This is a genomic window from Pseudomonas sp. GZJR-8, assembly GCF_002916705.1.
Taxonomy (GTDB): Bacteria; Pseudomonadota; Gammaproteobacteria; order Pseudomonadales; family Pseudomonadaceae; genus Aquipseudomonas; species Aquipseudomonas synxantha_A.
This window is the reverse complement of the sequence record NZ_JXSI01000001.1, coordinates 296302-320887: the sequence shown is the minus strand read 5'-3', so window position 1 is coordinate 320887 and position 24586 is coordinate 296302. Positions and strand designations below refer to the sequence as shown.

Annotated in this window: 24 protein-coding genes; 9 read left to right on the top strand and 15 right to left on the bottom strand. The window is 59.9% G+C overall.

Annotation, left to right across the window (positions count from 1 at the left end):
• The first annotated feature begins 33 nt into the window (after positions 1 to 33).
• The gene (locus TK42_RS01415) at positions 34 to 411 is read left to right on the top strand and encodes a hypothetical protein (protein WP_032877463.1); all 378 of its coding nucleotides are present in this window, start codon (positions 34 to 36) and stop codon (positions 409 to 411) included.
• 133 nt (positions 412 to 544) lie between these two features.
• Here the strand turns inward: TK42_RS01415 and TK42_RS01410 are convergent, their stop codons facing one another.
• Positions 545 to 754 (bottom strand): cold-shock protein, encoded by a 210-nt coding sequence (locus tag TK42_RS01410; protein ID WP_003219353.1) that lies wholly within the window; start codon positions 752 to 754, stop codon positions 545 to 547.
• Between the two features lie 180 nt (positions 755 to 934).
• On the opposite strand from TK42_RS01410, the gene plsB reads away from it, so the two are divergent.
• The 3 genes from plsB to TK42_RS01395 are packed head-to-tail and all read left to right on the top strand — an operon-like array spanning position 935 to position 4623.
• Positions 935 to 3454 carry a glycerol-3-phosphate 1-O-acyltransferase PlsB gene (gene plsB / locus TK42_RS01405; protein ID WP_032877465.1) on the top strand — a complete coding sequence of 840 codons (2520 nt, stop codon included), beginning with the start codon at positions 935 to 937 and terminating at the stop codon, positions 3452 to 3454.
• 51 nt (positions 3455 to 3505) lie between these two features.
• Positions 3506 to 3907, top strand: a complete 402-nt coding sequence (locus tag TK42_RS01400) for a YbaY family lipoprotein (RefSeq protein WP_032877466.1) — start codon at positions 3506 to 3508, stop codon at positions 3905 to 3907.
• A gap of 26 nt (positions 3908 to 3933) precedes the next feature.
• A complete protein-coding gene (locus TK42_RS01395) occupies positions 3934 to 4623 on the top strand; it encodes a DUF4197 domain-containing protein (protein WP_005785540.1) in 690 nt (229 codons plus the stop codon).
• A 568-nt stretch (positions 4624 to 5191) separates the two neighbouring features.
• Here the strand turns inward: TK42_RS01395 and TK42_RS01385 are convergent.
• Together TK42_RS01385 and TK42_RS01380 are read right to left on the bottom strand one after the other, a co-directional pair.
• Positions 5192 to 8257 (bottom strand): efflux RND transporter permease subunit, encoded by a 3066-nt coding sequence (locus tag TK42_RS01385; RefSeq protein WP_103733444.1) that lies wholly within the window; start codon positions 8255 to 8257, stop codon positions 5192 to 5194.
• Between the two features lie 5 nt (positions 8258 to 8262).
• Positions 8263 to 9363, bottom strand: coding sequence for an efflux RND transporter periplasmic adaptor subunit (locus TK42_RS01380; RefSeq protein WP_032877470.1), 1101 nt, complete (start codon positions 9361 to 9363; stop codon positions 8263 to 8265).
• A gap of 93 nt (positions 9364 to 9456) precedes the next feature.
• Here TK42_RS01380 and TK42_RS01375 point away from each other — a divergent pair, with 93 nt between their 5' ends.
• Positions 9457 to 10110, top strand: coding sequence for a TetR/AcrR family transcriptional regulator (locus tag TK42_RS01375; protein ID WP_032877471.1), 654 nt, complete (start codon positions 9457 to 9459; stop codon positions 10108 to 10110).
• A gap of 91 nt (positions 10111 to 10201) precedes the next feature.
• Here the strand turns inward: TK42_RS01375 and TK42_RS01370 are convergent, their stop codons facing one another.
• Entirely contained in the window at positions 10202 to 10984 is a 783-nt protein-coding gene (locus TK42_RS01370; protein WP_032877472.1) for a class I SAM-dependent methyltransferase, read from the bottom strand.
• Between the two features lie 96 nt (positions 10985 to 11080).
• On the opposite strand from TK42_RS01370, the gene TK42_RS01365 reads away from it, so the two are divergent.
• The gene (locus tag TK42_RS01365; RefSeq protein ID WP_032877474.1) at positions 11081 to 11701 is read left to right on the top strand and encodes a hypothetical protein; all 621 of its coding nucleotides are present in this window, start codon (positions 11081 to 11083) and stop codon (positions 11699 to 11701) included.
• Positions 11702 to 11704: 3 nt separating this feature from the next.
• On the opposite strand, the gene TK42_RS01360 is transcribed toward TK42_RS01365, so the two are convergent.
• From TK42_RS01360 to ppc, 6 genes are all read right to left on the bottom strand, one after another.
• Positions 11705 to 12403, bottom strand: coding sequence for an extensin family protein (locus tag TK42_RS01360; RefSeq protein WP_032877475.1), 699 nt, complete (start codon positions 12401 to 12403; stop codon positions 11705 to 11707).
• A gap of 81 nt (positions 12404 to 12484) precedes the next feature.
• Positions 12485 to 13345 (bottom strand): DUF72 domain-containing protein, encoded by an 861-nt coding sequence (locus TK42_RS01355; RefSeq protein WP_103733443.1) that lies wholly within the window; start codon positions 13343 to 13345, stop codon positions 12485 to 12487.
• Entirely contained in the window at positions 13345 to 13647 is a 303-nt protein-coding gene (locus TK42_RS01350; RefSeq protein WP_103733442.1) for a hypothetical protein, read from the bottom strand. Before TK42_RS01350 ends, TK42_RS01355 begins: the two co-directional genes overlap by 1 nt.
• 160 nt (positions 13648 to 13807) lie before the next feature.
• On the bottom strand, positions 13808 to 14494 hold the full coding sequence (gene tsaB / locus TK42_RS01345; RefSeq protein ID WP_103733441.1) for a tRNA (adenosine(37)-N6)-threonylcarbamoyltransferase complex dimerization subunit type 1 TsaB: 687 nt from the start codon (positions 14492 to 14494) through the stop codon (positions 13808 to 13810).
• A 91-nt stretch (positions 14495 to 14585) separates the two neighbouring features.
• Positions 14586 to 15233 (bottom strand): adenylate kinase, encoded by a 648-nt coding sequence (gene adk, locus TK42_RS01340; protein ID WP_005785523.1) that lies wholly within the window; start codon positions 15231 to 15233, stop codon positions 14586 to 14588.
• 280 nt (positions 15234 to 15513) lie between these two features.
• The gene (ppc, locus tag TK42_RS01335) at positions 15514 to 18159 is read right to left on the bottom strand and encodes a phosphoenolpyruvate carboxylase (RefSeq protein WP_103733440.1); all 2646 of its coding nucleotides are present in this window, start codon (positions 18157 to 18159) and stop codon (positions 15514 to 15516) included.
• Between the two features lie 196 nt (positions 18160 to 18355).
• Here ppc and TK42_RS01330 point away from each other — a divergent pair, with 196 nt between their 5' ends.
• From TK42_RS01330 to TK42_RS01320, 3 genes are all read left to right on the top strand, one after another.
• On the top strand, positions 18356 to 18715 hold the full coding sequence (locus tag TK42_RS01330) for a pilin assembly protein (protein ID WP_103733439.1): 360 nt from the start codon (positions 18356 to 18358) through the stop codon (positions 18713 to 18715).
• A 268-nt stretch (positions 18716 to 18983) separates the two neighbouring features.
• Complete coding sequence (locus TK42_RS01325; RefSeq protein ID WP_005785519.1) at positions 18984 to 19409, top strand: DUF4398 domain-containing protein; 426 nt, start codon at positions 18984 to 18986, stop codon at positions 19407 to 19409.
• A 56-nt stretch (positions 19410 to 19465) separates the two neighbouring features.
• A complete protein-coding gene (locus tag TK42_RS01320; RefSeq protein WP_005785517.1) occupies positions 19466 to 20251 on the top strand; it encodes an OmpA family protein in 786 nt (261 codons plus the stop codon).
• A gap of 402 nt (positions 20252 to 20653) precedes the next feature.
• On the opposite strand, the gene TK42_RS01310 is transcribed toward TK42_RS01320, so the two are convergent.
• The 5 genes from TK42_RS01310 to TK42_RS01290 all read right to left on the bottom strand — a co-directional run bounded on the left by TK42_RS01310 (position 20654) and on the right by TK42_RS01290 (position 24520).
• On the bottom strand, positions 20654 to 21010 hold the full coding sequence (locus TK42_RS01310; protein WP_177464400.1) for a hypothetical protein: 357 nt from the start codon (positions 21008 to 21010) through the stop codon (positions 20654 to 20656).
• Between the two features lie 125 nt (positions 21011 to 21135).
• Positions 21136 to 21462, bottom strand: coding sequence for a hypothetical protein (locus tag TK42_RS01305; protein WP_017529735.1), 327 nt, complete (start codon positions 21460 to 21462; stop codon positions 21136 to 21138).
• Complete coding sequence (locus TK42_RS01300; protein ID WP_032877483.1) at positions 21459 to 22364, bottom strand: alpha/beta hydrolase; 906 nt, start codon at positions 22362 to 22364, stop codon at positions 21459 to 21461. Before TK42_RS01300 ends, TK42_RS01305 begins: the two co-directional genes overlap by 4 nt.
• A 108-nt stretch (positions 22365 to 22472) precedes the next feature.
• The gene (locus TK42_RS01295; RefSeq protein ID WP_005785511.1) at positions 22473 to 23750 is read right to left on the bottom strand and encodes a flavohemoglobin expression-modulating QEGLA motif protein; all 1278 of its coding nucleotides are present in this window, start codon (positions 23748 to 23750) and stop codon (positions 22473 to 22475) included.
• A gap of 53 nt (positions 23751 to 23803) precedes the next feature.
• Positions 23804 to 24520, bottom strand: coding sequence for a TetR/AcrR family transcriptional regulator (locus tag TK42_RS01290; RefSeq protein WP_078820451.1), 717 nt, complete (start codon positions 24518 to 24520; stop codon positions 23804 to 23806).
• Positions 24521 to 24586: the final 66 nt, after the last annotated feature.

Genomic DNA, 24586 nt, shown 5'->3' with positions numbered 1-24586 from the left:
ATGGATTTTCGAATCCCGCAACGAGGAACATCCATGCGCCAACCCGATATCGAGATTTACCTGAAAGACGCCGACGTCGATCACAAGGCCATCGCCGCCTGGCTGGGCGCCGCCCTGGGCCCTTGCTCCGACTGGGTCCAGAGAGGCCAGACCTACAAGTGCAAGGCCGGCAGCGTGCCAGTTACCTGGCTACCCAAGGCTGTAGGCAAATGGAACAGCCTGTACCTGGAAAGCGACCAGACCCCGTGGGACGACGACATCGCCTGCGCCCGCGCCGCGTTTGCCGCATTGAATGTTGAAGTGCGCTGCGCACCGGGGACGTGGGTTGAGGAAGAAGGCGAGGAAAGTGCCGATACCTGGATTCGCATCAGCGTAGACGGTGAAGAGCAGATCACCTGGAAGACCACCTGATCCTGATCTGTAAACCCAATCAAAAGTGTGGGAGGGGGCTTGCTCCCGATGGCAGAGTATCAGTCACTGAATACATTGACTGATACTCTGCCATCGGGAGCAAGCCCCCTCCCACATTGGTTCAGTGCTGAACTTACAAACCGACCACATCCTCTGCCTGCAAGCCCTTCTCCCCCGTGACCACGGCGTATTCCACCTGCTGGCCTTCGGCCAACGAGCGGTGGCCTTCACCGCGAATGGCGCGGTAGTGCACAAACACGTCCTTGCCGTCTTCACGCTGGATAAAGCCGTAGCCCTTTGCATCGTTGAACCACTTCACATTGCCGGTTTCGCGCGTTGCCATCTGTTCACTCCCACTGGTTTTTTATTGTTGAGTCGCACGTATTGAACTGCCGAGTATAAGACAGGCTCAAAAACCATCAACTCAAGTTTACATCGCTGCTTTTTTGCCGATTTTCGGTGAATACGGCACACTACCTGCCCGAGCATCTGCTCGGTTTTTTCCACTTGAAGCAGTTCGCCTATGACCCGCTCCCCGTTCCGCCGTCTGGTGTTTGGCACCTTGCGCCGACTGTTGTACCTCTGGGTTCGCTCGGAGACGATCAACCAGTCGTCCCTCACCCTTAACCTGGACCGCAGCCGGCCGGTTTTCTACGTCCTGCAATCACCCTCCCTCACCGAGTTGGCGGTGGTCGATGCCGAGTGCACCAAGGCCGGCCTGCCGCGCCCGGTGCTGCCGGTGTCGGTAGGCCCATTGATGGAGCCCGCGGCGTTCTTCTATCTCACGCCGGATCCGGATTGGCTCGGCCGCCAGGACAAACGCGGTGCACCGCCCACCCTGACACGCCTGGTCAATACCCTCACCGAGCACGCCGAAGAGAATGCACAAATCATTCCCGTCAGCGTGTTCTGGGGCCAGTCTCCTGCAAGCGAGTCCAGCCCGTGGAAACTGCTGTTTGCCGACAGTTGGGCGGTGACCGGGCGTCTGCGCCGGTTGCTGAGCATCCTGATCCTGGGGCGCAAGACCCGCGTGCAATTCTCCGCGCCAATCAACCTGCGTGAATTGATCGAGCACAATAAAGGTCACGAACGCACCGTGCGCATGGCCCAGCGCATCCTGCGCGTGCACTTTCGTAACCTGAAGACGGCAGTGATCGGTCCCGACCTGTCTCACCGCCGTAACCTGGTGAAGGGGCTGGTGAATATGCCGCTGGTGCGCCAGGCCATTTTTGATGAAGCCGAACGAGAAAAAATCTCTGCGGAAAAAGCCAAGGCCCTGGCGCTGCGCTACGGCAACGAGATTGCCTCGGACTACACCTACACCGCGATCCGTTTTCTGGAAGTGGTGCTGAGCTGGTTCTGGAACAAGATCTACGACGGTATCAAGGTCAATAACATCGAAGGCGTGCAGAAGGTGGCCCAAGGCTACGAGGTGATCTATGTGCCTTGCCACCGCAGCCACATCGACTACCTGCTGCTGTCGTACCTGCTGTTCAAGAACGGCCTGACCCCGCCGCACATCGCGGCCGGTATCAACCTCAACATGCCAGTGATCGGCAGCCTGCTGCGCCGTGGCGGTGCGTTCTTCATGCGCCGCACCTTCAAGGGCAACCCGCTGTACACCTCGGTGTTCAATGAATACCTGCACACCCTGTTCACCAAGGGGTTCCCGGTGGAGTACTTCGTCGAAGGCGGCCGCTCGCGCACGGGGCGTATGCTGCAACCGAAAACCGGGATGCTGGCGATTACCCTGCGCAGCTTCCTGCGCTCCTCGCGTATGCCGATCGTGTTCGTGCCGGTGTATATCGGCTATGAACGCGTGCTCGAAGGCCGCACCTACCTCGGCGAATTGCGTGGCGCGAGCAAGAAGAAAGAGTCGATCTTCGATATTTTCAAAGTGGTCGGCGCCCTCAAGCAGCGCTTCGGCCAGGTCGCGGTCAACTTCGGTGAGCCGATCAAGCTGGCCGAATTCCTCGACGCCGAGCAACCGGACTGGCGCGCCCAGGAACTGGGCCCGAACTACAAGCCGGCGTGGCTCAACGAAACCACCAACCGCCTTGGCGAGCAGGTGGCGCGGCACTTGAACGAAGCCGCGGCGATCAACCCGGTGAACCTGGTGGCCCTGGCCCTGCTGTCGACCACACGCCTGGCCCTGGATGAACAAGCCATGGCGCGCCAGCTCGACCTGTACCTGGCGCTGCTGCGTCGCGTTCCCTACTCGCCCCACACGACCTTGCCGGAGGGCGATGGCCTGGCGCTGATCAAGCACGTCAAGGACATGAAGCTGCTGTCGGAACAAAGCGACGCCTTGGGCAAGATTGTCTACCTGGACGAACAGAACGCCGTCCTGATGACCTACTACCGCAACAACGTGCTGCATATCTTCGCCCTGCCGGCGTTGCTGGCGAGCTTCTTCCAGAGCAGCTCGCGGATGAGCCGCGAACAGATCCTGCGCTACACCCGTGCGCTCTACCCGTACCTGCAATCGGAGCTGTTTATCCGCTGGTCGCTGGAAGAGTTGGACACCGTGGTCGACCAGTGGCTGGACGCGTTTGTCGAACAAGGCCTGCTGCGCTTCGAAAACGCTGTGTACCTGCGCCCGGCGCCGAGTTCGCGACAATTTGTGCTGTTGACGCTGTTGTCCAAGAGCATCGCCCAGACCCTGCAACGGTTCTACATGGCGATATCGCTGCTGCTCAACAGCGGCCAGAACAGCATCAGCGCCGAAGAACTGGAAGACCTGTGCACGATCATGGCCCAGCGCCTATCAATCCTGCACGGTCTCAACGCCCCGGAGTTCTTCGATAAGAGTCTTTTCCGACATTTTATTCAGACGTTGCTGGAGCAAGATGTGCTGCGTCGCGATGAAGCCGGCAAGCTGGGCTATCACGACCTGCTCGGCGAACTGGCCGAAGGCGCCGCCAAACGCGTGCTGCCGGCCGATATTCGCCTGTCGATCCGCCAGGTGGCCTTGCACCGCGTAGATGGCGCAGCCGAAGCGCTGGCGCAAGCAGAAGCAGTCACACCTGAACAAAGCCGTTAGATTGAATGAGGCGCCGGGCGGATTCCGGCGCCGTTGAAAAGGAGCTGCACCATGAAAAAGATCATTCTCCTGGGCCTGACCGCCCTGCTCGGAGCCTGCCAATCAATGACCCCAACCCCGAAAGCCAGCCTCGACGGCGAAGTGTTCTATCTGCAACGTATTGCCCTGCCGCCTGCTGCCACCTTGAGCGTCAGCCTGCAAGATGTGTCCCTCATGGACGCCCCGGCCGTGACCCTCGCCGAACAGAAAGGCCCGGTCAAAGGCCAGGTGCCGTTGCCGTTTCACCTGAGCTACGACCCGGCCCAGGTCAAGCCAGGCCATACTTACTCGGTCAGCGCTCGCATCGAATTGGATGGCAAGCTACTGTTCATCACTACAGAGCGGCACGCCGTGCAACTCAATGGCCAGGATCCACAGCCGCTGCGTCTGCGGGTTGATGCGGTCGCACACTGATCAATTCACGTCATAAGGAAGCGCCCATGCTCCGCAAATCTCTTCGCCTCACCGCCCTGTGTGCCGGCTTGCTGTTCGGTGCCAACGCCATGGCCCTCGACCTTGGCAGCCTGTCCCAGGGCGACGCCAGCGGCGGCCTGAAGGATGCCTTGACCCAAGGTGCGCAGATTGCCGTCAAACAACTGGGCAAGCCCGGTGGTTTCAGCAACAACCCGGAAGTAAAAATCGGCCTGCCAGGCAAGCTCGGCAAAGTCGCCGACAAGCTGAAAATGTTCGGCATGGGTGACCAGGTCACACAGCTGGAAACCAGCATGAACGCAGCGGCTGAAACCGCCGTGACCCAGGCCCAGCCGATTCTGGTCAATGCGGTGAAAAACATGAGCGTGACCGACGCCAAGGGCATTCTCAGCGGTGGTCAGGACTCTGCCACCCAATACCTGAACAAAAGCAGCCGAGAGGAAATCCGCGCCAAGTTCCTGCCCATCGTCAAGGCCGCTACCGACAAGGTCGGCGTGGCTCAGCAGTACAACGCCCTGGCCGGCAAGGCCGCGGCCTTCGGCGCCGTGGATGCCAAGAGCGCCAACGTCGAAAACTACGTGACCGAGCAAGCGCTGGATGGTTTGTTCAAGATGATTGCGCAGCAGGAAGAGACGATTCGCAAGAATCCGGCGGCGGCTGCCACCAGTTTGGCAAAGAAGGTGTTTGGAGCGCTGTAACCCCGCACTACGACCCTACTGCGCCAAGGCCGCTGGTAACGGGCCTTGGCGCAGTTGTTTCAGGTCAAGCCTGTCACGGGTTTAACGAAACAGCGGATACAAAGGTCTGCTGGGTGATTGATACCCGTTGACCGGTTGTTGATGCAGGTATGACGGGTTGTGATACCTGGTGGGTTGGGCATAGCTAAAATGCGGGCGGTGGTAATGACCTGAACTGCCATGATGAGGTCTATACGGTTGGGTAACCGCGAAATCATTTCGCGGCGCATGATTACCCAGCAAGGCCCCGAGAAAAGCCCCTTTGAAAGCCGCAATCGCATTAAAGAACGACATGTAAAACTCCATGAACTCAATGAAAAGGCCTGGCCGCCACATGGCAGTGCCAAGTCCTCTGCCTGTCCGTCAGGCATTGCCTGAGTGGAGTTACAAGGGCAAGCGTTCCATCTGAGCGACTGCGTGTTTGCATCGGTATGTAAATACTGCCCGGTGGGAATCAGGGGATGGCCAGGCACCGGCCTGGCAGAGAAACCCGCAAAAAACACATGTACGGGAAACAGCAAACACCTCGCTACGCTACCTCCTTCCTGACTCTGAACCACGCCGCGTACAACGCCGGCAAAAACAACAGCGTCAACGCCGTCGCCACAATCAACCCGCCCATGATCGCCACAGCCATGGGCCCGAAAAACACGCTGCGCGACAGTGGGATCATCGCCAGCACCGCCGCCAGGGCCGTCAGCACAATCGGACGAAAGCGTCGCACGGTCGCTTCGATAATCGCCTGCCACGGCGCCAGTCCGGCCTTGATGTCCTGCTCGATCTGGTCCACCAGAATGACCGAGTTTCGCATGATCATTCCCGACAACGCGATCGTGCCAAGCATGGCGACGAAGCCAAAGGGTTGGCGGAATACCAGCAGGAACAAGGTCACACCGATCAGGCCGAGGGGGGCAGTCAGAAAAACCATCGCCGTGCGTGAGAAACTGCGCAATTGCAGCATCAGCAAAGTCAGCACCACCACGATGAACAGCGGCACGCCGGCCTTCACCGAGTTTTGCCCGCGAGCAGAGTCTTCGACGGTGCCACCCACTTCCAACAGGTAACCGTCCGGCAGTTCGGCACGCACACCTGTGAGCGTCGGCAGGATCTGCTGCACCAAGGTCGCCGGTTGTTCCTTGCCGTAGATATCGGCACGCACGGTCACGGTCGGCAGGCGGTTGCGGTGCCAGATGATGCCTTCTTCGAAACCGTATTCGAGAGTGGCGATCTGCGACAGCGCCACGCTTTTACCATTGTCAGTGGGTACGGCAAGGCTCGGCAGCAGCGACAACTCGGTGCGTTCATGGACGGTACCGCGCAGGAGGATCTCGATCAATTCGTTGTCCTCCCGGTATTGGCTGACGCTGGAACCGGTCAGGGAACTCTGCAGGAATTTCGACAGGTTGGCAGTACTCACGCCAAGGGCGCGCGCCCGGTCCTGGTCGATATTCAGATACACGATTTTGCTCGGCTCTTCCCAGTCCAGATGCACGTTAACCACGTGGGTGTTTTCGCGCACCTTGGCCGCCACTTTGCGGGCCAGGGCGCGGACCTCTTCGATGTGTTCGCCGGTCACGCGAAACTGCACCGGATAGCCCACGGGCGGGCCATTCTCCAGGCGAGTGACCCGCGAGCGCAGCTCGGGGAACTGCTCGTTGAGCGTTTCAATCAGCCAGGTGCGCAGGCTTTCACGCTCCTCGATGGTGTTGGCCAACACCACGAACTGCGCGAAGCTGGCGGCCGGCAGTTGCTGGTCCAGCGGCAGGTAGAACCGCGGCGAGCCGGTGCCCACGTAGGCCACATAGTTTTCGATACCCGCGTGCGCCTTGAGCAATACCTCCAGACGCTTGACCTGCTCGGCGGTGTTGCTCAGGGAGGCGCCTTCGGCCAGTTTCAGGTCGACCATCAGTTCCAGGCGCCCGGAAGCAGGGAAGAACTGCTGCGGTACAAAGCGGAACAACGCGACCGAGCCGATAAACAACAGCAGGGTCAACACGATGACCGTCTTGCGCCGACGTATACACCACTCCACCAAACGTCTTACACGCTGGTAGAAAGGCGTGCCGTAGGGATCCGGGCCGTCGGTGCCGTGCTTGGCCGCGTGAATTTTCGCCAGGTCCGGCAGCAGCTTTTCCCCGAGATACGGTACAAAGACCACGGCAGCCACCCAGGAGGCCAATAAGGCAATGGTCACCACCTGGAAGATCGAGCGGGTGTATTCACCGGTGCTCGACTGCGCAGTGGCAATCGGCAAAAAACCCGCCGCCGTGATCAAGGTACCGGTGAGCATGGGGAATGCTGTGCTGGTCCAGGCGAAGCTCGCAGCCTTGAGCCGGTCGTAGCCCTGCTCCATTTTGATCGCCATCATTTCCACAGCGATGATCGCGTCATCCACCAGCAAACCCAGGGCCAGCACCAGAGCGCCAAGGGAAATCTTGTGCAGGCCGATGCCCAGGTAATACATGCTGGCAAATGTCATCGCCAGTACCAGCGGGATCGCCAGGGCGACCACCATGCCGGTGCGCACACCGAGGGAGAAAAAACTCACCAGCAATACAATGGCCAATGCCTCGGCGAGCACCTGGACGAATTCGCCGACGCTGGTCTTCACCGCTGCCGGTTGGTCCGACACCTTGCGCAGCTCCATGCCCGCAGGAAGGTTCTTTTGCAGGCGTGCGAATTCACTCTCAAGAGCTTTGCCCAGTACCAGAATATCCCCACCGTCGCGCATGGCCACGGCCAGGCCGATGGCGTCCGCGCCCATATAACGCATGCGCGGTGCCGGTGGGTCGTTGAAGCCCCGATGGATATCGGCCACGTCTCCGATACGAAAGGTGCGATCGCCCACTCGAATCGGGAAGTCGCGAATCTGCTCCACGGTTTTGAAGTTGCCCGACACGCGCAACTGCACACGCTCGCTCGGGGTTTCAAAAAAGCCGGCGGTCGATACGGCATTTTGTTCCTGCAACGCCTGCTGTACTGCGGCCAACGGCAAACCCAGGGTGGCAAGCTTGAGGTTGGACAGTTCGATCCAGATCTTCTCGTCCTGCAGGCCAAGCAACTCGACCTTGCCCACGTCCGGCACCCGTTGCAGCTGAATCTGGATGCGGTCGGCGTAGTCCTTGAGCACCGCATAGTCAAAACCATCGCCGGTCAGGGCGTAGATATTGCCGAAGGTGGTGCCGAACTCGTCGTTGAAAAATGGCCCCTGGATATCCGGTGGCAAGGTTTGGCGGATGTCGCTGATTTTCTTGCGCACCTGGTACCACAACTCAGGAATTTGCGCCGAACGCATCGAGTCGCGGGCGATGAAAGTGACCTGGGATTCGCCAGGGCGCGAGAAAGACACAATGCGCTCGTACTCACCGGTCTCCATCAATTTTTTCTCGATGCGTTCGGTAACTTGGCGCGACACCTCCTGGGCCGTGGCGCCGGGCCAGTTGGTCTTGATCACCATGGCCTTGAAGGTAAAGGGCGGGTCCTCGCTTTGCCCCAGCTTGGTGTAGGACAAGGTGCCGACCACGGCCAGCAGGATCATCAAAAACAGTACGATCTGGCGATTACGCAGCGCCCATTCGGAAAGATTGAAACCCATCGGGATTACTCCTTGGCCGCCAGATTCACGACACGGTTGGAGCGATCCACAGGGCGCACTTGCTGGCCCTCATGCAGCACATGCACGCCTGCGGCGACCACCCAGTCGGTGGGAGCCAAGCCTTCGAGCACCGGCACGTTTTTTTCACCGAACGCACCAATGCGCACCGTCGTACGCTCAAGGGTGTTGTCCGGCTTTACCCGCCAGACGAAGGACGCGCCGTTCTCTGCGCTGAGGGCAGACAGCGGTACCGAGAGCGCAATGACGCCGTCGGTTTGTATGAATACGCGCGCGCTCTGGCCCAGTTCGGCAGGGACTTTACCGCCGGTGAAGGCTACACGGGCGGCGAAGGTGCGGGATTTCGGGTCGGCTGCGGGTGACAGTTCACGGATGCGTCCGGCGAAGCGCTGTTCGGGCTGGCTCCACAACTCTACCGACACCGGCTGGCCGACCTTGAAGCGGCCGAAGCCTTGCTCGGGCAGGCTGATCAGCACTTCGCGCTCACCATCGGTGGCCAGGGTAAACACGGTCTGGCCCGCCGAGACCACTTGGCCGACTTCGACAGCACGCTTGGCGACCACGCCGTCCTGGGGCGCGCGCAGCACAGCATAGCCGGCCTGGTTGCTCGACACGTCGAACTCGGCCTTGATCTGCTTCAGGCGCGCTTCACCTGCTCGGTAGAGGTTTTCGGCGTTGTCGTACTGCGAGCGGCTGACCATCTGACGGTCCATCAGGGTCTTGTAGCGATCGCGCTCAGCGCGCACCAGGTTCAGATTGGCCTCAGCGCCGGCCACTTGGGCACGGCTGGCTTCCAGTTGCAGGCGCACATCCTGGGGGTCAAGTTCAGCCAGTGGCTGGTTGGCCTTGACCCGCTCGCCCTCTTCCACCAGCCGCTTGCTGACTTTGCCGCCGATGCGAAAGGCCAGGTCCGGCTCATAACGGGCACGTACTTCACCGGGGTAGCTGTCCATTGCCTGTGCCGAGGGCTGCGGTTGCACCACCATGGCGGGGCGGACGGTGGCCTGGGTCGCTTCTTCATGGCCGCAGGCGGCCAATAAAAAGACCAGGCTGACAGGCAAAGCAAGGGGCAGGAACGCGCTGCGCATGCTGAAGGACCTTTCGCAAATGGAGCTTGGAATAATTATACTGGCCGGTATGTTATTAATACCAAACTCGCCAGTCCAGTATTAAAGGTGAAAATGTCCGACAATCCTGTGAACACCGCCAGCCCCGGGCGTCCCAAGGACATGGCAAAACGCCAGGCAATCCTCGAAGCCGCGAAATCCCTGTTCCTGGGCAATGGCTACGCGAACACCAGCATGGATGCCGTCGCGCTTGCGGCGGGCGTCTCGAAACTCACCGTCTACAGCCACTTCACCGATAAAGAGACGTTGTTCACCGCGGCGGTAGTGGCCAAATGTGAAGAGCAATTGCCGGTGATGTATTTCGAGCTCCCCGAAGGCATGCCCGTAGAGACGGTATTGCTGAACATCGCACGGGGCTTTCATCGGCTGATCAACAGCGAGGAGTCGGTGAACCTGCATCGCCTGATGATGACCACCGGCAATCAGGACGTGAAGCTCTCGCGGATCTTCTTCGAAGCCGGCCCCATGCGCATGTTGCAAGGCATGGAGCGCCTGCTCGGCAAGATCGACCAGAGCGGTGCCTTACACATCGACAACCCCTTCAAAGCGGCGGAGCACTTCTTTTGCCTGCTCAAGGGCACGGCGAACTTTCGCCTGTTGTACGGCTGCGGCGGGCAACTGAGCGCAGAAGAGGCAGAAGAGCATGTGCAGGACGTGGTGAAGTTGTTTATGCGGGCCTATCGCAGCCCGGTCTCGACAACAGCGTAGGGTGCAGCAACCGGCCGTAACCATCGGGAGCAAGCCCCCTCCCATATTTGGATCTCGCAGCATCACGAATATGAGTGCTGTTGCTTGCAGCTTATGGCTTGAGCGCTTTCTTGGGATAAATGTCGTAGCGACTGGACTTGCCATCCAAAGCATGACTCGGCTTGGGCCCGTCAATGCACGGCGCCTTGCGCGGGCGCTTGACCACCACACGGTGGCTGGCCAAAGCCAGGGCGGCAGCGAGCAAGGCCGGTGCATCCGGATCATCGCCCACCAACGGTCGAAACAGGCGCATTTCCTTCTTCACCAGGGCGGTTTTCTCACGGTGTGGAAACATCGGGTCCAGGTAGATCACCTGGGGCGGCTCGCCCTCCCAATTGAGCATCACATCGATGGAGTTGCCCTTGAGCAGCTTCATGCGCGCCACAATCGGTGCCACTTCAAAATCCTGCGCAGCGCGTGCCAGGCCGTCTTCGAGCAAGGCACCGATCAACGGCTGGCGTTCGATCAGGCTCATCTCGCACCCCAGGCTGGCCAATACGAACGCGTCCTTGCCCAACCCGGCCGTGGCGTCCAGCACCTTGGGCCGTACGCCTTGGGCGATGCCCACGGCCTTGGCGATCATTTGCCCACTGCCACCGCCATATAAACGCCGATGTGCCGCGCCGCCTTCGACAAAGTCGACCCGCACCGGCCCCGGCGCATCGGGCCCAAGCTGCTGCAATTGCAGGCCCTGCTCGCCCACTTGCAGGGAAAAATCCGCATCCGCCACCTGTAAAGGCAAGCCCAGCAGCGAAGCCCACTGCTCGGCGCAGGCCTGGAAACTGTCGGCCAACGCCTCGACCTGGATGCGGCTGGCCGCTGGTTGTTCGTTCATCAATCGCTACGCTCAAAAATATTAAGGATCGGCAAACAGCGGCCGATAAAAACAGCAGTCAGGTATTTTGCCAGAGCTGAGCGTCGACCGAGAAAAATGTCAGACATTCTTCCCCTAACCATCGGTGTACTGCCGACCCACAACCACTACGGCCTGCGCAATACTCAAGCGCTGGCCGGGGTGAGTCATGTGTGGCAGGACTTCTTCGCCCGGGCGCTGGCCGAACAGCTCGGTGAAACGCCGCAGGCACTGGCCGCCAAGGCGCCTGCACCTGCCGACCCTTCGGTCGAACCCGGCGAAGGCGCCGACATGCTCTCGCAGATCCTCACCCAGCGTGAGTGTGACGTGAAAGACACCGAGATCGCCCCGCCTGAGCCGCTGTTCCTGCCGATTGCCGAATTCGAAACCGAGTTGCTGCCACCGGCGCCGATACCCTTCCCGGAAGAAGAACTCGTCGCCCAGCAGCGCCAGCAGGACTTCGACAGCGGTTGGGTCCGCCCGATTGTGCTGAACGCCGGCCAACCACTACCAGAGCCCGGCCCGGCCCCCGAGCCACGCACACTGCACTTGCCGATTGCCGAGTTCGAACTGGACCTGTTGCCACCGGCTGCCGAGCCATACCCCGAAGAAGAATTGATGGCGCAACAGAAGGCGCTGGATTTCGACTACTACTGGGCGCGCCCACTGGTGACCCACAACCTGCGCCTGGCCGCTTAAGCCTCAGCGACACACCCACCATCGCCCCATATCCAGGTGAAAATGGTTGCGGTGAGCAGCGTTGTAATCCGGGCTCAGCACCACGTTGAAATCATCACAGGCACCATCGCGCACCAAGCGCAGGAAACGCGCACTGTCGCCCTCCCCCGGCCAATCCTTCAACACGCTGATGCTGCGCCCGTCCGCCAGACGAAAACCGGAGATATCCAAGGCATTGGCCGAGGCATGTTGGCTCAGGCGCCCGTCGGCACGGTTGTAAACATTACGGCAGGCAAAGCTGCCCAAATGCTCGACCCGACTCACCGCCTGGCCGAACACTGCCTGGGCCGCCGGTTGCAGGCTGTGACGCTCGAACAACGCGAACGCCACAGCCAGGGGGCAACTGGCCAGAAAGCTGCTGCTCAGAGCCACCTCAGCGCCCTGCACACGCAGGACATTGCGCAACGGGCACGCCGCATCGGCAGCGGTATCCGCCTGACGGCTGACCCGCAGGCCGGAGGTTTTCAAGACTTGGTCACACAGCGCCGGATCATCCTGCAAACGGCTGAGCTTGTAGCGCGTGAGCAGGTTGGGACTGGCGCGCACATCCAGGGGTGCCCAGGGGTTCCACTCAGCCGGCATCGGCACCCAGCCACGCCAGACGCCCAGCGCGAAAGCGCCCGCCAGCAGCAACAGCAGGCCCAGCACTTTTATCGAACCCACGGCTCAATCCTTGAAAAATCGGATGTCTAGGGGGCGTTCTCAATTAGTTTCCCCGCCGGGGAAACTAATTGAGAACGCCCCCTAGAGTAACCCCAGTTGCTGCGCAACGGGCTCTCGATGCAGGGTGGGCAGCGGGGGCAGGCCGGGCAGGCGCGCCATCAGCTGTGCATGAAAGCGCAACGCCAGTTGTGCCGCGAGGCGGTTGTCCGAGGTGTGCAGGAAAATGTACGGCGTGCGCCCCTCTTCGATCCAACTGGCGATCTTTTCCACCCATGGGATCAGGAACGGGTCATTGGCCTCCAGCTCCGGATGCCCGATGAAGCGCACCTGGGGAAACCGGGTCAGCGCCGCCGGGCGCGGTGGCACCCTGGGCTTTTTGGATTGGGCGTGCAGCACTGCCGCCGAGGTTGACGTACAACTGAACAGGGCGCGAGGGTCGAGGCAGATGCGCTCGACGCCACGATCGCGCAACAGGCGGTTGAGCATACGCTCGGCGTCTCCCTTGGCGAAGAACTGCTCGTGCCGGACTTCCACGGCCAATGGACGATCAATGCCATCGAGGAAACCGGCCAGTTCGGCCAGGCGCTGCGGGGTAAACGCTTTAGAGAGCTGCAGCCACAGCGGTGAAACGCGCTCACCCAAAGGGCTCATCAAACTGACAAAACTCTCTGCCGCAGGCAATTGCTCGCGCAAGTCACCCGCATGGCTGATATCCCCTGGGAATTTGGCGGTGAAGCGAAAGTCAGCCGGCATGATCTCGGCCCAGCGCTGCACGGTAGCGGCCGAAGGTCGAGCATAAAACGTGGTATTGCCTTCAACCGCATTGAAGACTTGAGAATAGAGCCCGAGGTAATCGCTGGAACGCGCCTCCACCGGGTACAGGTACTCACGCCAGGCGTTTTCACTCCAGGACGGGCAACCAATGTAATAAGGCAAACCCATCAGATATGAATGTCGAGACCCAGCACTTCCATATCCCATTCGACAAAGCCGGCGGTGATCAGGTAACTGGCCAGGGCGGTGGCAACGCTTTTGCTCATGGAGCGGGGGAAGACCATGTCTTGCTGGCGGGCAGGAACGCCGCTGATACGTGCGCTCCCGGCCCCCTTGGCGCTGGAGGGCGAATCAGCGTGGACTTCAATGAAGTCCGGCGAATCCTCCACGGACTCGTCTACCGTCACGTTCGCCTTGCGTGGCTTACGTTTGAGAGGGTAGGACTGTGAGGAGAAGCCGTCTATACGCATACATGCAGACTCGGTATCAATGATGGCAATTTAGCGGCACTTTCCGTAGTGCGCAAATGCTCTGGTGATAACTAGAACACATAATTTGTAAAAGGTTTAAAAACCGCGGCAAATTCTGACGATTGGCGAAATTTGCCACCGAATGCCCACATTTTTGGCGTCAAATAATTCCGCGCTCGGCCTTTGTCTGCGCTACTTTATCGCGAAGGTAAACCGGTGCCGCTTGATCCGCCGGGACCGCCTCACCGCGTTCGAATGCAAAACGTGCCAACGCCAGCAGATCTTCAGCATGAGGCAACATTGCAGCGTCCTGCCCTACCAAATGCACGTCGATGCGTTCGCCATAACCCCAGCCGGTGCCGGCACCGAACCACTCACCGCTGGCATCAGCCGGCAACCCTGCCGCTTCTGGCGGCTGCACTGCCTCCACGCCCACCAGACGCATTTCACCGGCAGTTTCGCGGTAGCAGCCCCAATAGACTTCATCCATCCGCGCATCAATCGCCGCGGCCACTTGCGTGGAGCCATGTTCGCGCAGTGCGCGCTGGGCCAGCACGGCAAGGTTGGACACCGGTAACACCGGACGCTCCAACGCAAACGCCAGGCCCTGCACCACGCCAATGGCAATGCGCACACCAGTAAAGGCACCGGGGCCGCGACCAAAGGCGATGGCATCCACGGCAGCCAGGGTGATACCGGCGTCTTCGAGCAACTGCTTGATCATCGGCAGCAACTTCTGCGCGTGCAGGCGCGGGATCACCTCGTAGTGGCTCGTTACCTTGCCATCGTGCAGCAAGGCAACGGAGCAAGCTTCAGTCGCGGTGTCCAGGGCCAGCAGGGTGCTCATCGGTGTGGGTGTCCAAATCGGGAAAAAAGTGCGCCAGTATAAACAACAACGGCCCGCAAGCGGGCCGTTGTACGCAAAGCTGATGGCGGGATCAGCTCAGTGCTTGCATCACCTTGGCGGTAATGGCTTCTACCGAACCCACGCCAGGGATATGGCTGTACTTCGGCTTGCCTTGGGCCGCGGACAACTTCTGGTAGAAGTCCACCAGTGGCTTGGTCTGGGAGTGATAGACCGACAGGCGATGACGCACGGTTTCTTCGGTGTCGTCTTTACGCTGCACCAGGTCTTCACCGGTGACATCGTCCTTGCCTGCCACTTTTGGCGGGTTGTAGACGATGTGGTAAACGCGGCCCGAGCCTTCGTGAACGCGACGACCGGCAATACGCTGGACGATTTCTTCGTCTTCTACGGCGATTTCAACCACCGCATCCAACTCAACACCCGCCTTCACCAAGGCTTCAGCCTGGGGAATGGTGCGAGGGAAACCGTCGAACAGGAAGCCGTTCTTGCAATCTTCCTGGCTGATGCGTTCCTTGACCAGGTTGATGATCAGATCATCGGAGACCAGGCCGCCGCTGTCCATCACGCTCTTGGCGATCAGGCCCAGCTCGGTGCCGGCTTTGACAGCAGCACGCAGCATGTCGCCGGTGGAGATTTGTGGAATGCCGAATTTTTCAGTGATGAACTTTGCCTGAGTACCTTTACCGGCCCCGGGAGCTCCCAGCAGAATGACGCGCATCGATGTGCTCCTCAATTTTTTATAGAGATGACGCTCGGATTCGCCGCGTGGGGCCAATCTCGTAAAAATATGGTTCCAGGCCGATCAAACGGCCAAAGGCTGATCAAGATACACAGCGGGCCCTCACCATACAAGCCGCCAAAAGTAGGAGAAACCCGCACCCGGCATACGTCAGCGACAGGGTGTGCCTGAGCGCAACCCGCCTCCTCAAACAACGACCGCCCTTTTCAGGACGGTCGTCGTGGTTGATCCGCAAGCCGTTGAGAACACGCAAGAAACCTCAACCGGTGTTGCGCAAACCGGCGGCAATACCGGCCACGGACACCAGCAGCGCCTGTTCCAGAGGGCTGTCTTGCGCCGCCTCTTGCCGACGGGACCGCGCCAGCAACTCGGCCTGCAACAGGTGCAACGGGTCGAGGTAGGTGTTGCGCAGGCGGATGAACTCCAAGGTGTCAGGGCTATGGGCCAGCAACTGCGACTGGCCGGTCAAGCCAAGCACCACATTACAGGCCTGCGACAATAGGTCGCGTAAATGCGCACCCAATGGCAGCAGGTCTGGCTGCACCAGGCGCTCATCATAAAGACGGGCGATATCGGCATCGGCCTTGGCCAGCACCATTTCCAGCATGTCGATGCGCGTGCGGAAAAACGGCCACTGTTCACGCATCTGCGCCAGCAACTCACCTTCCCCCCGCTCCAGCGCCTTGCTCAATGCCGCCTCCCAGCCGAGCCAGGCAGGCAGCATCAGGCGCGTCTGGGTCCAGCCGAAGATCCACGGGATCGCGCGCAAGCTTTCAATCCCACCTGCGCGACGCTTGGCCGGGCGGCTGCCCAGGGGCAAACGGCCCAACTCCTGCTCCGGCGTGGACTGGCGAAAATACTCGACGAACTGCGGATTTTCCCGCACCACGGCGCGGTAAGCGCTGACACCGTCTGCCGCCAATTCGTCCATCAAGTGACGCCAGGCAGGCTCCGGTGGTGGCGGCGGCAGCAGTGTCGCTTCCAGCACGGCGGCCAGGTAGAGGTTGAGGTTCTGCTCGGCGATATCCGGCAGGCCGAATTTGAAGCGGATCATCTCGCCTTGTTCCGTGGTGCGGAAACGCCCTGCCACCGAGCCCGGCGGCTGCGACAGGATCGCCGCGTGGGCCGGGCCGCCGCCACGACCAACGGTGCCACCACGACCATGGAACAACAGCAGTTCCACCTGCTGTTCGCGGCAGATATCGACCAGACGCTCCTGCGCCCGGTATTGCGCCCAGGCGGCGGCGGTAGTGCCTGCGTCCTTGGCCGAGTCGGAGTAGCCGATCATCACTTCCTGCGGGCCCTGCAAGCGCGCGCGGTAACCCGGCAGTTGCAGCAGGCGCTCCATCACCGGCCCGGCGTTGTCCAGGTCGGCCAGGGTCTCGAACAACGGCACTACGCGCATCGGCCGTTGTACGCCCGACTCTTTGAGCAGCAGTTGCACCGCCAGCACATCCGACGCGGCGCCCGCCATGGAGATGACATACGAACCTAATGACGCCGCCGGTGCGGCGGCGATTTCCTTGCAGGTATTCAATACCTCGGCAGTGTCCGCCGAGGGTTTGAAGTAACCCGGCAGCAATGGCCGCCGATTGGTCAGTTCCTGGGTCAGGAAGCTGATACGCGCATCCTCATCCCAGTCCTCATAACGCCCCAGGCCCAGGTAATCGGTGATTTCGGTCATGGCCGCCGAGTGACGGCTGGAGTCCTGACGCACATCCAGGCGCACCAGGAACAGCCCGAAGGTCACCGCACGGCGCAAGCAGTCGAGCAGCGGCCCATCGGCGATCACGCCCATACCGCATTCATGCAGGGACTGGTAGCACAACTCCAGTGGGTCCAGCAGGTCGCGGTTGTTCTGCAACACTTCGGCAGGCGCCGGGGTGCTGGCCGTCAACGAAGCGTGAGCCCACTGGCGCGTGGCACGCAGGCGTTCGCGCAGTTGCTTGAGCAAGGCGCGATAGGGTTCGACGCTGTCGCCGACCTTGGCTTGCAACGCCGGGCTAGCCTGTTGCATCGACAGCTCGGAGGCCAGCTGATCGATGTCGCGCAAGTACAAATCCGCTGCCATCCAGCGCGCCAACAACAGCACCTCGCGGGTAACCGGCGCGGTGACATTGGGGTTGCCGTCACGATCGCCGCCCATCCACGAGGCAAAGCGAATCGGCGCAGCCTCCAGGGGCAGGCGCAAGCCGGTAGCAGCGTGCAGGGCCTGGTCAGCCTTGCGCAGGTAATTGGGAATGGCGTGCCACAGCGAATGTTCGATCACCGCAAAGCCCCACTTGGCTTCGTCCACCGGGGTGGGCCGGATGCGGCGAATTTCTTCGGTGTGCCAGGCTTCGGCGATCAGCCGTTGCAAGCGTTCGCGGATCTGCTCGCGTTCGGCGCTGGTGAGGTCACGGTGGTCCTGAAGGGCCAGTTGCGCGGCGATGGCATCGTATTTCTGGATCAGGGTACGGCGAGCCACTTCGGTGGGGTGGGCGGTGAGCACCAGCTCGATCTCCAACCGTGCCAACTGCCGGGCCAGGGATTCATGGCTGTGCCCTTCGCTTTTCAGGCGCGCCAGCAACTCCGGCAACACCCGGGACTCAAAAGGCGCTGGTTGCGATTCATCGCGCCGATGAATCAGTTGATATTGTTCGGCAATGTTGGCCAGGTTGAGGAACTGGTTAAAGGCCCGGGCAACAGGCAGCAACTCGTCCTCTTGCAACTGATTCAAGCTGGCACTCAGTTCGTCGCCGGCCGCCTTGTCCGAGACGGCGCCGCGGCGGTCAGCCTTGGCGCCTTTGCGGATTTGCTCGATCTTGTCGAGAAAGTCATCGCCGTACTGCTCTCGAATGGTGTTGCCCAACAGTTCACCCAGCAGGTGAACATCCTCACGCAAGCGTGCATCGATATCACTCATCAGCCAATCTCCAGCCAGAAATCCGGGACGCGCAGGTGTTCCAGAGTGCCGTCGGCGTCGGTTTCTGACAAGGCCGAACGCAAACGACTTTAAACCTTGTGGCTTAAAGCTAGTCTCAAGCATGAGCCGTCGCGTTATTCACGCAGGCGGCTGGTCACTCATCACCGCCTGCCAACGCAGGCTTATTGAGGTAGCCATGAAAATTCGAGAACTGGCCCAGCATTGGGAAGAAACCGCCAAGGGTCGCCTGACCAAGACTGAGTACGCGATTCATCTGGATGTGGAATCTGCCGCAAGGCTGGCCGCCATTGCCGAGATGTACCCCAAGCGCCACGTCGAAGAACTGCTCGGCGAGCTGATCGGCGCCGCCCTTGAAGAGCTGGAAGAAAGCTTTCCCTATATCAAGGGCGACCAAGTGATTGCCACCGATGAAGAGGGGGACCCGCTGTATGAAGACGTGGGGCTCACACCCCGGTTTCTGACGTTGTCCCGCCGCTATTTACATGATTTGTCCGCCAGCGCTGACGAACAGAAACACTTAAAAACATTTTATTGACGTCAATCTAACCCAGGTATTCCGGGCTTTTTACAGGCTCGGAGTACCGTTTCGCGCTGCGAAAGTTCCATCTTTTGAACACTGACCACTCAGTCAGATATTTTTTCAGGCAATTCGCCATATCCGCTGAACTTTTGAAAAAAGCCTCAGGTCACAGCCAGTAGCCATCACTTGTGGAACGGTCGTTTGAACTGGCCTCATGAGCTTTACCGCCGGGCCCGCAACCGATACGCCACGATGGATTTTGATGTTTTTCAGGAGTTATCCAATGGAGTTGAAGACGATGAACACCAGCACCGCCAAATCCTCGTTTAACCACCTGCGCGGGCTCAAATTGGCCGCGCTGGCAATCGGCACCAGCTTCGTTCTGGCAGGCTGCGCCGGCAACCCTCCAACCGAGCAGTACGCCGTGACCCAATCGGCCGTTAACAGCGCCGTGAGCGCTGGCGGTACCGAGTTTGCAGCCGTGGAAATGAAGTCGGCTCAGGACAAGCTCAAAGAAGCTGAAATCGCGATGCACGACAAGAACTACGAGAAAGCTCGTCAGCTGGCTGAACAAGCCGAATGGGACGCCCGCGTCGCCGAGCGTAAAGCCCAGGCTGCCAAGGCTCAACAGGCTGTGAAGGATTCCCAGAAGGCTGTTGAAGAACTGCGTAAGGAAGGCATGCGCCCAGCTGCAATCATGCAGAAGTAAGCAACTGCCCCTTGATTGCATCGCACCTGATATCGAATTGAAAGGACGACACGACTATGCGTAAACAATTGATGATCCCTGCCCTGCTAGCGATGAGCGTTGCCTTGGCGGCCTGCTCCACCCCGCCGAACGCGAACCTGGAAAATGCACGGACTAACTTCTCGGCCCTGCAAACCAACCCGCAAGCCACCAAACTGGCAGCCCTGGAAACCAAAGACGCCAGCGAATGGCTGGACAAGGCTGACAAGGCATACCGCGACAACGAAGACGAGAAGAAAGTCGACCAACTCGCTTACCTGACCAACCAGCGTGTTGAAGTTGCCAAGGACACCATCGTCCTGCGCGAATCCGAAGCCAAGCTGAAAAATGCCGGCGACGAACGTGCCCGCGCCCTGCTGGACGCCCGCGACGCGCAAATCAAGCAACTGCAAAACAGCTTGAACGCCAAGCAAACCGATCGCGGCACCCTGGTGACTTTCGGTGACGTACTGTTCGCCACCAACAAGTCCGACCTGAAATCCAGCGGCCTGGTGAACATCACCAAGCTGGCGCAGTTCCTGCGCGATAACCCGGATCGTAAAGTGATCGTTGAAGGCTACACCGACAGCACGGGTTCCGACTCGTACAACCAGAGCCTGTCGGAGCGTCGCGCAGCTTCCGTGCAACGTGCACTGGCTCAACAAGGCGTGGATATTTCGCGCATCGTGACCCAGGGCTACGGCAAGGAATATCCAGTTGCCGACAACGGCAGCGTTTCGGGCCGTGCCATGAACCGTCGCGTTGAAGTGACCATCTCCAACGACAACCAGCCAGTCAAGCCACGGTCTTCCGTTGCTAACTGATTGATTGTTGCCGGATAAAAAAACCCACCTCGCGGTGGGTTTTTTTTGGCTAGGAAAAATTGATTGGGCGATCTGTGTCTTCATCAGGCGGTTTTATCATGCCGGGGTCTTTGCAACCCTGCGCCGAACTGCCTGCCGACTTGTTACGCGCCTGCTCCAGCGCATCTTGTCGTTCTAACGCCTGATGCGCCCTGACCATCGCCAGCATATTGCGTATCGCATCAATATTTATCACCACCGTCCCAGCCCCGCTGTAAAGAACTCACACCACCGTTTGTGGCGGTTTACGCAATTCAGTTCCAGGCGACTTCTTGAGGAGATACTGTGGTGGCACCGGCACGCCGTGGGCCGGCCACACTCATGCCCCCCCCAAATCACTGGCAGGCTTTCAAAGGCAGGGGATTAAAACGCGATAGAGCCCGGGCTGTCGCCGCCGCCCACCTGAATCCGGCCTTGGCCAGATGTGCCACCTGGGTCTTTTGCCTCCAGGGCGGCTCTTTCTTCCAACAACTTCTTCAGCTTTTCGAGCAGTTCTTCAAGGCTCTCCCCGCCTCCAGCCCCCTGGGCCCCGCCCGAACCCTGCGAACCTTCGCCGCGCTTGGCTTGAATTTTATCCCGGATGTCCTGAATTAGCTGATCCAGGCCCTGCGAGGGTGCCTCGGAGCCAACTGAATAGCCCGCGCCAACTGAAAGTGAACCGCCGATACCGTCCATAAACTCGTACTCCAGATTAGTTAATACAATGCACTGATCAGACAAGCTGATCAGTCCACGATCTGTGGCAAGCGAGTACAGATGGTTCCAGGCTATATAGATTCGGACAGACCTCGCCTGACTAATCAGGAGACTTGAAGGACGTTTTCATACAACGGTGGTGTTAGGACTCACTGCTGCAGTTGCGGAGTTTCCTGCCCCATGCAACGCACGGCCTGCTTCTTGTTGTTCACCAGCACGCCGCTCAAGCCTTTTTGCTCGGTATCAAACATCACCAACACGCCGTCAACGCACTGCGCCACCTGCGCGGCAGGGGTCAGGGAAATTTTGTAATCCTCCCCCGGCACGGTTTTGAGCATGGTGAAGTCGCTGAGCAGCAACGCGTCTTGCGGCTTGGCGAAGTGCAGGTAGCCGTAATACCACAAGCACCCAACGGTACCGATGATAGTGCCGATGCCGGTGAGGATCAGCGGGATCATGTTGCGTTCTTCACTCATTGCGGGCTCTCTGATGAATCAACTTTAGGAATTGGATAATTCGGAATCTCGCCCAGCCGGCGCAGGCCGTTGAAGTGCTGCGGGTCGTCCAGGTAACGCAGCATGACGGTTTGCCAGGTCTTGTCGGCAAACGTCTGCACATGGCCGCCACGGGTCAGTTGCAACACCCTTGGCGCAGGGGCCACTTGATACAGGCGGATGCCATTGGCCACTGGCACGATGGGATCATCCAGGCTGTGGAACAACAGTTTTGGCACACCGGTCAGTTGGGGCATGGCATTGATTGCACTGTCGGCGTCGGGCACCAGCCACGACAGGGGCACCTGCAACGGCCAGGTTAACCAGGACGTGCTCAGGGCGAATTGTCCTACGTCACGATAACTGGCGGGTACGCCATCCAGTATCAGCGCCTTGAGCTGGGGTTGACGCGCCGGATGGGCCGCCAGGTAATGCACCGCCAGCGCGCCGCCCAGGCTTTGGCCGAGCACAATCAACGGTTGCCCCTGGGTTTCAGGAGCTTTGTCGAGCCAGCTGAATGCTGCGTCTATATCCTGATAGATCGCCGGCAAGGACGGTTTGCCTTGCGAAAGCCCATAGCCGCGATAATCGAGCAACAGCACTTGATAGCCTTGCTCCGGCAACCACCAACTGCCGCCCAGGTGCCAGGCGAGATTACCGCCGTTGCCGTGCAGGTGCAGCACCGTTCCCTTCAGAGGTACGCCGGGTTTAGCCGGCAACCACCAGGCGTGGAGCTTGAGGCCGTCAGCAGTGGTGATAGTGACGTCGCGGTATTGCAGGCGGGCTTTTTCCGGCGTGAAGGGCAGGCCAGGCTCGGGATAGAACAGCAAGGAGCTGCAGCCGTTCAATGTGAGTAGCAGGCATAAAATGCCGAGGATTCTCATCCGTTGAAACCTCGTAGGTGAGTTGAAACCTGAAGTCTTGTGAAGATCCAATGGTGGGAGGGGGCAAGCCCCCTCCCACACGGTGACCCGGTTGCTTCAATGAAATACCTAAAGGATATTGGAGTAATCCGCCTCGATCCGATCCAGGCTCAAGTGGTTGAGGAAGTTGGAAAAACACATCCACGCCGCCAGCGCGTTCATATCGCGAAACTGCTCCGGCAGGTACTTGGGCGGTACCACCAGCCCCTCGTCTACCAGTTGGCGCAGGGTGCGCATGTCTTCCAGGGTGGTCTTGCCACAGAACAGCAGCGGCACTTGTTCCAACTTGCCTTTGCGCACGGCGAGCTGGATGTAGTTGTAGACCATGATAAAGCCCTTGAGGTAGGACAAATCCTTGGTAAACGGCAGACCGGTCGGCACTGAACCACGGAACACCCGGCTGGCGTTGCCATAGCTTTCGGCCATTTCAAAGCCTTGCTCACGGAAGAACTCGAACACCTGCAGGAAGTCGGCGCCCTCCTCCACCATATGGATGGCGCGGGTACGGTTGGTCAATTTACGCAAGCGGCTGGGATAGGAGGCAAACGTGATGATTTCCATCAGGATCGCCAGGCCCTCCTGGGTCACGGTGGACGACGGCGGACCCTTGGACAGGAACGTGCAGATTGGCTGGTTCTGGCCATTGAGCGTGGTGCCCACATGCACCAGCCCTTCATGCACTTCCAGGGCGCGCACGTCGCGGTCGTTGAACATCGCGTCGGCGCGGATCTTGATATAGTCGGCGCCCGCCGCCGCATCCGCGACGATACCGTCGGACTCGAACACGCGGATGGTCTCTTCTGCCTCGCCAAACACCTTGTTCAGACGCGTTTGCAGCAGGCTCACCGCATCCTTGGCGGTGAGGGTCTTGGCTTCGTCCTTCAGATCGCCCCGGCCATCGATATTGTTCAGGTAGTCCGACAGCATCAGCCCCAGGTCTGCCAGGGTCGGGTCGCCGGCGTGGAACGCATCGGAGGCAGCGCCGTACAGTTCCTGGGATATCAGGCCAAAGTCCTCGGTGCCGCGCGCTTCAAGCATACGCACCACCATGCGGTATTCGCGGCACATGCGCCGCATGATCTGCCCCACCGGGCTGAACTGGCCCAGGCGGCGGGTGATGTCGCGCTCGATGTTCTGGAACTCCAGCTTCACCGCACTGGAATCGAAAGACAGGGGCCGGTTCAGGTAGTAATCGCGGTCCACGGCAGGCATGGCTTTGCCCTTGGCCTTGAGGAATCCCTGACGGATGTTCTCGTCCCACTTTACTGCGTCGAGAACCCGGATCGGTGTCTGCGCCAGCACAATGCGATCGGACAAGCTGCGTATCGTCTGCTGGTAATCGTCCACCCGGTGTTTTCCTCTTTAAACGTTGAGCGTTGTCAGGCTTTGCTCGAATGCTGTCAGACCGAGGCCAATACCAGGTGCATGTAACGCTTGAGGATTTCAAGCATCTCTTCACCGGTCAGAGGCTCTGCGCCGCCCAACAGGCCCTGATATTCCATCCGACTGATGATAGCCGTCAACACCTTGGCATCCTGCTGCGGCTCACGGGAGCCCAACACTTGAAAAAACTGCCCGGTGCCCTGCAACAGAATCTGTTGATGGGAGCGCACCAGTTCAGCCAGTCGCGGGTTCAGCAGGGCCTCCTGTCGAAACGCCTGCTCGGCCATCAGGTATTCGCGGCGGTTGGTCAGTTGGCGCAGCACGTAATCGGCGGTCAGCCGGGCAATGTCATCGGCCAGTTGCGCGCGCGACTGCGGGCTGCCATCGCCATAGGCAACCATCTCGCGCAACAAGCCCTCGTTACGCACCCACAGTTTGCCCATGAAGGCCGCGCTACGCTCGACGTATTGGGCGAAGGTGTCGGTGAGCAGGTCATCGATATCCTTGAAATAGTAGGTGGTGGCCGACAACGGCACACCCGCCTCCGCCGCGACGGCTCGATGGCGTACGGCACGCACCCCTTCGCGCACCACGATGCGCATGGCCGCATCGAGAATGTCCTGGCGGCGTTGTTCGCTGCCGCGGCGGCTGGCCTTGCGGCCCTGGTACTGAACGCTTTCAGCCACGGCAGCAGCAATGCCGGCGGCACCTTCTTGAGCCATTACGCGGTTCACCACACTTCTTCCTTTAAAAGTGACACTGGAATACGCCACATAAAAAAGCCGCCTTATAAAAGGCGG